Origin of the sequence: Nodosilinea sp. P-1105 (genome assembly GCF_012911975.1) — a bacterium.
Lineage (GTDB): Bacteria > Cyanobacteriota > Cyanobacteriia > Phormidesmidales > Phormidesmidaceae > Nodosilinea.
Genome location: NZ_SMDQ01000127.1, coordinates 1 through 5,325 on the forward strand (window position 1 = coordinate 1; position 5,325 = coordinate 5,325).

The following is a 5,325-nucleotide window of genomic DNA, read 5'->3' on the forward strand; positions in this document are numbered from 1 at the left end:
TGGCTCATGACGGAGTTGGCAGAACAACGCATTCCGCCCCGAGCGGGGCGCAGTAATCCACGGGTCGTGAAAAAGCCTCGGGCAAAATTCCCCGCCCGAAAACCCTCCCATCGGGGGAGGGGAACGGTTCGACCCCAACTTAATGTCTCGATCCTAATACCAACCTGAACCTTATCCGAACAGTATTGGGTAAATACCGCATCCAACTCTTATGCCCCAAGATAAGCAGATTGCTATAAATCCTTAGATGAAGAAAATCCAAGGCTATACTGGGCGAACAATGACTCTCTCAACGTTATGACGGATATACCTGAAGTCAGAAAGATTCTGATTCTAGCTGCCAATCCGAAGGATACGGTCAAACTTCGGCTAGACCAGGAAGTTCGAGATATTCAGGAAGGACTCCAGCGAGCCAAAAAACGAGAGCAATTCATCATTGAGCAGCGTTGGGCTGTCAGACCACGAGATATCCAACGAGCCCTGCTCGATGTGAACCCTCAGATTTTGCACTTTTTGGGGCACGGTACCAGCCATGAAGGCTTGGTGTTTGAGGATAATGCAGGCAATGCTCAGTTTGTTTCGGGGGCAGCCTTAGCCAGCTTGTTTGCACTCTTTGCCGATCAACTGGAATGTGTTGTGCTCAACGGCTGCTATTCAGCCAATCAAGCCCAGGCTATTGCTCAACATATCCCGTTTGTTGTTGGCCTCAGCCAAGCAATCGATGACAGAGCTGCCATCGAATTTGCCGTTGGCTTCTATGACGCTCTTGGGGCGGGACGCCCGGTCAAATTTGCCCATCAATTGGGTTGTAGTGCCATTCAACTGGCTGGGCTATTAGGTGATACAACACCCGTTTTGCTTGAAAAAGCTGAACATTCGGAAACAGGCAGCGCAATGCCACCTCCCCCACAACAAGAAGTGACCCATGCTTATACAGAGCCGCCTCAAGATGGCATTTCCCTTTTCTTTTCCTATGCCCATGAGGACGAGGAGTTGCGAAATGAGCTAGCTAAACAACTCAAGAATATGGAGCGGCAGGGAATTATTTCTGCCTGGTATGACCGAGACATTACTGCTGGGGAAGAGTGGGCTGGCCAAATTAGCTACAACCTGGAGACAGCCCAAATTGTTCTGTTGCTGATTAGCTCAGACTTCATGGATTCTGACTACTGTTATGATACGGAGCTAAAGCGAGCTATGGAGCGTCATCGCCAAGGTGATGCTCGGGTGATACCTGTGATTCTGAGGCCAACAGACTGGAAAGGGGCCGAGTTTGAAGGCTTACAAGCACTACCTAAAGATGCTCTTCCGGTTACCAAATGGCCCGATCGTGATGAAGCTTTTCTGAATATTGCTCAAGGCATTCGTCGAGCAGTTGAGTCCACCAGGCTCAAAAAAAAAGTCTAAGATCTCCTGCTGGAGTCATTGATAGGGCAACTCGAACTCCCTTTGTTTTGCCCCAGGTCGATATTTCTACCTTTACGGGTCGTCAAAAGGAGCTAGCAACTCTTAAAAATCTGCTGATTGATGCAAAGAGTAACAGGGTATGTAGCCTTGTGAGTCTTTCCGGTAGTGGCGGCATGGGAAAGTCTGCCCTTGCCGCTCATTTCGCAACGGAATATCGACAATATTTTCCTCATGGAGTAATTGGCCTGAGGGTTGAAGACAAAGACGTAAATACCGTCGCTCGGGAATTTGTCCTCGAACTGTATAGGTACACCGATCAGGATCTTGACCCTGAAGATGAGCGTCCGGCAGCCGCGCTAATGGAGGAGGCCTTTGGATCGCTGAAGATGCTGCTCATTTTTGACAATGCCGATCGGGCGGAGGTCTTGCAGCCGCTGATTCCAGCGGTTGGGCAGTCGGCGGTAATTATTACCACTCGCGATCGCGGCTTGCCAGTGACCCTGCAGATTTCTCAAGACAGCATTTTAGATGTTCCAGTTTTACCCAGTGAAGACTCTCTAGAACTATTGAAGCGTATCCTGGGAGAGAATCGCGTCAATGCAGAAATCGAGGCAGCCTACAATATTATTCAGATTGTTGAGAATTTGCCCCTAGCCTTACAAATTGCTGGTGCTTCGCTGAAGCTGCAAAATCAGCGACCGCTGGGTGATTATGCTGCATCTTTAGTTCAAGAAAAGAAACGGTTGGGCAGGCTGTACTTCGGTGATACCCTACAGCAGCTAAACTTACGCGCCTCTTTTGAGCTGAGTTTAAACCTACTCGACTCTGATACGAAACAGTTTTTTGCCTGTTTAAGTGTCTGTGGTCGAGATGGCTTCTCGCGACGGACAGCCATGGCGTAGGCTGTTGATTTTGGGGCTTTTTCCCAGTTCATGCACAATTCATGATCAGGTTTTGCGTCATCTCTCGTAACCCTAACTGTGTAAGGGTTACAGTCTTTGCAATTGACTCAGAATGCGCATGAGCTTTAGCCCCAGAATTCCAACAAAGTGAACACCCTAGCCATGGCGACTGCAGGATTAATCGATGAGTATGATGCTCAGGACTTTCTTACTCGTCTTTATCGTCTTTCACTAATCAACTATGCTGAAGCCGGAGAAAACCGCTATGTTTTGCATTCACTGATTCGTCTGTTCGCCCAAGAGATTGCTGAGAATGTGAGAGTTCTCGAATCTGCAAGAGCAAATCATGCACATTTTTTCATTAATTTAATTTCTCAAGCGACTCTTGAAACCAGAATTGACGCTGAAAGAATTTCAGAAGATGTTGATGATATCATTTTAGCGGTAGATTGGTTGAGTAAACAGGAAAATCAAGACTATGGTTTTGCATTAGACTTGTTACCGATTTTTCAGAAATTTGGATATTGGCAAAAGGCTCTTGAGCTGGTGAAGAAATTTTGGCGTATTGCTGAGACCAGGGAGGATTGGTATGGTGCCGTGAAATTCAAGCTTAAGCAAGCAAAGTATTCAAATCTTTTGGGTGAATCAGAAAAAGCAAATGAGGTCATTAAATTAGTAAAAAAATCGATACTGCCTAAGGTTGAAGACTCAACTCTACGTTTACGCTGTGAAGCGAAATGGTGTGTAACAGCCAGAGGTGTCTTGCTAAGCCAAGACTTGATAGACCAGGCTATTATTGTCATGCAACGTGCTGTCGAAATAGACGAAATACTAGGAGATTCAAATAGACTCGAATTGAGCCTTAACTTATTAAGCAGATTGCTCCAGAGAAACCAGCAATGGTTTGAAGCAGTTGAAGTTCTACAGAGAGCTATTAAGATAGTTGAAGCCTTAGATAATCCTCAGCAACTCAGCATTAGCTTAACCACACTAGGGGGATTACTACAGCAATGTCAGCACTGGGACGAGGCGATTAACGCCCTGCAGCAAGCTGTGACAGTGGCCGAAGCCTTAGATAATCCTCAGCAACTCAGCATTAGCTTAACTGCGTTAGGTAGAGTGTTCCAGAAGTGTCAGCGCTTTGATGAGGCAATTGAGGCTCTACAGCAAGCCGTGACAGTGGCTGAAACTTCAGATAATTCTCAGCATCTCAACTATAGCTTGAATATATTAGGCGGAGTGTTCCAGAAGTGTCAGCGTTTTGATGAGGCAATTGATGTCCTGCAGCAAGCCGTGACAGTGGCTGAAACCTCAGATAATCCTCAGCAACTTTGTATTAGCTTAACTGCGTTAAGCGGAGTGCTGCAGCAACGTCAGCGCTGGGACGAAGCGATTGATGTCATGCAGCAAGCCGTGACAGTGGCTGAAACCGCAGATGATCTTCAGCAACTCAACTATAGCTTGAACGTATTAGGCGGAGTGCTGCAGCAGTGTCAGCGTTTTGATGAGGCAATTGATGTCCTGCAGCAAGCCGTGACAGTGGCTGAAACCGCAGATGATCTTCAGCAACTCAACTATAGCTTGAACGTATTAGGCGGAGTGCTGCAGCAGTGTCAGCGTTTTAATGAGGCAATTGATGTCCTGCAGCAAGCCGTGACAGTGGCCGAAAGCGTAGATGATCTTCAGCAACTCAACTATAGCTTGAACGTATTAGGCGGAGTGCTGCAGCAACGTCAGCGCTGGGACGAAGCGATTGATGTCCTGCAGCAAGCCGTGACAGTGGCTGAAAGCGTAGATGATCTTCAAGCTATCAATATCAGTTCAACAGTTTTAGGAAATTTATTGAAGCAGCAACATCGGTGGGAAGAAGCCGTTTATATGCTTCAGCGTGCCGTGAATTCAGCAGAAAAGTTAGAAGACTCACAAGAACTAATCTTCAGCCTGAATGTGCTTGGAAAAACTCTTCAGCAATGTCAACGTTGGAATGAAGCCATTGAAGTGTTACAACGAGCAGCAGCAGTGGCTGAGACTTCGGAGAACCTTCAATCACTCAAGATTAGTTTAATTGCTTTGGGAAATTTACATAAAGAGCACAAGCGCTGGGATGAAGCGGCAGATGTCTTAAAGCGAAATGTGAATGTGGCAGAAAAAATGGAAGATTTGCAGGAGCTTATCTTTAGCTTGACTGCCTTAGGGGAAGTCTTCCAGCAATGCCAGCGCTGGGATGAGGCCATCGAGGTGCTGAAGCAGGCCGTGACAGCGGCTGAAGCCTTAGACAATCCTCAGCAACTAAGCTATAGCTTGAATGCCTTGGGGGGGCTGCTCCAGCAACGTCAGCGCTGGGATGAAGCGATTGAGATTTTGGAGCGGGCTGTGACGGCGGCTGAAATCTTAGATAACCCTCAAAGTCTTTGCATTAGTTTGACTACTTTAGCTGGAGTGCTTCAGCAACGTCAGCGCTGGGAGGAGGCCATTGAGGTCCTGGAGCGGGCGGTTGAGGTGGCTGATACCAATCATGATCACTCTGCATTAGCTATCCCCCTTAGCCAACAAGGTAGAGTACTACAGTTGTGCCACCGTCCTCAAGAAGCAGAAGTTGTGCTCCAGAGAGGTTTAGAGATTGCTGAAGACTTAAAAGATACTCGCAGTTTAGGAATTATTCTCAATACCCTGGGGGGAGTGTACAAGGATCTACGGCAATGGCCAGAGGCTGAGCGTTGTTTCCGCCGATGCTTTGATTTGGCTTACAAAGAAAAAAACATTACAGGTCAAGCGATCGCCCTCAATAGACCTGTTGTGAAATAGGGGATAATAGCCTGTGGAGTAAGTTAACCCAGTTGTGCCGTGCTGAATCTCCAACGTGCCTTCAAGAGTGACCGCCTCCTCCGTGCTTTGACCGGTTTGAACCGGAAGGCCTTTGAGGAACTGAAATCCACCTTCGCTCAGGTATTGGCCAACGCGGCTGTGCCGCGTCGGAGTCCCTTACCCCGTCAACGGGCGAGCGGAGCCGGGCGAA

At 47.6% G+C, this 5,325-nt stretch carries 3 protein-coding genes; all 3 read left to right on the top strand.

Translation table 11 applies throughout. The features are described 5' to 3' along the window. Window positions 1-297 precede the first annotated feature (297 nt). Complete coding sequence (locus tag E1H13_RS26060) at window positions 298-1,407, top strand: TIR domain-containing protein (RefSeq protein ID WP_169617877.1); 1,110 nt, start codon at window positions 298-300, stop codon at window positions 1,405-1,407. A 47-nt stretch (window positions 1,408-1,454) separates the two neighbouring features. Continuing rightward, window positions 1,455-2,309: an NB-ARC domain-containing protein gene (locus E1H13_RS26065; RefSeq protein WP_169617878.1), complete on the top strand. Its 855-nt coding sequence runs from the start codon at window positions 1,455-1,457 to the stop codon at window positions 2,307-2,309. 162 nt (window positions 2,310-2,471) lie between these two features. Then, window positions 2,472-5,114 carry a tetratricopeptide repeat protein gene (locus E1H13_RS26070; protein ID WP_169617879.1) on the top strand — a complete coding sequence of 881 codons (2,643 nt, stop codon included), beginning with the start codon at window positions 2,472-2,474 and terminating at the stop codon, window positions 5,112-5,114. The last annotated feature ends 211 nt before the right edge of the window (window positions 5,115-5,325 follow it).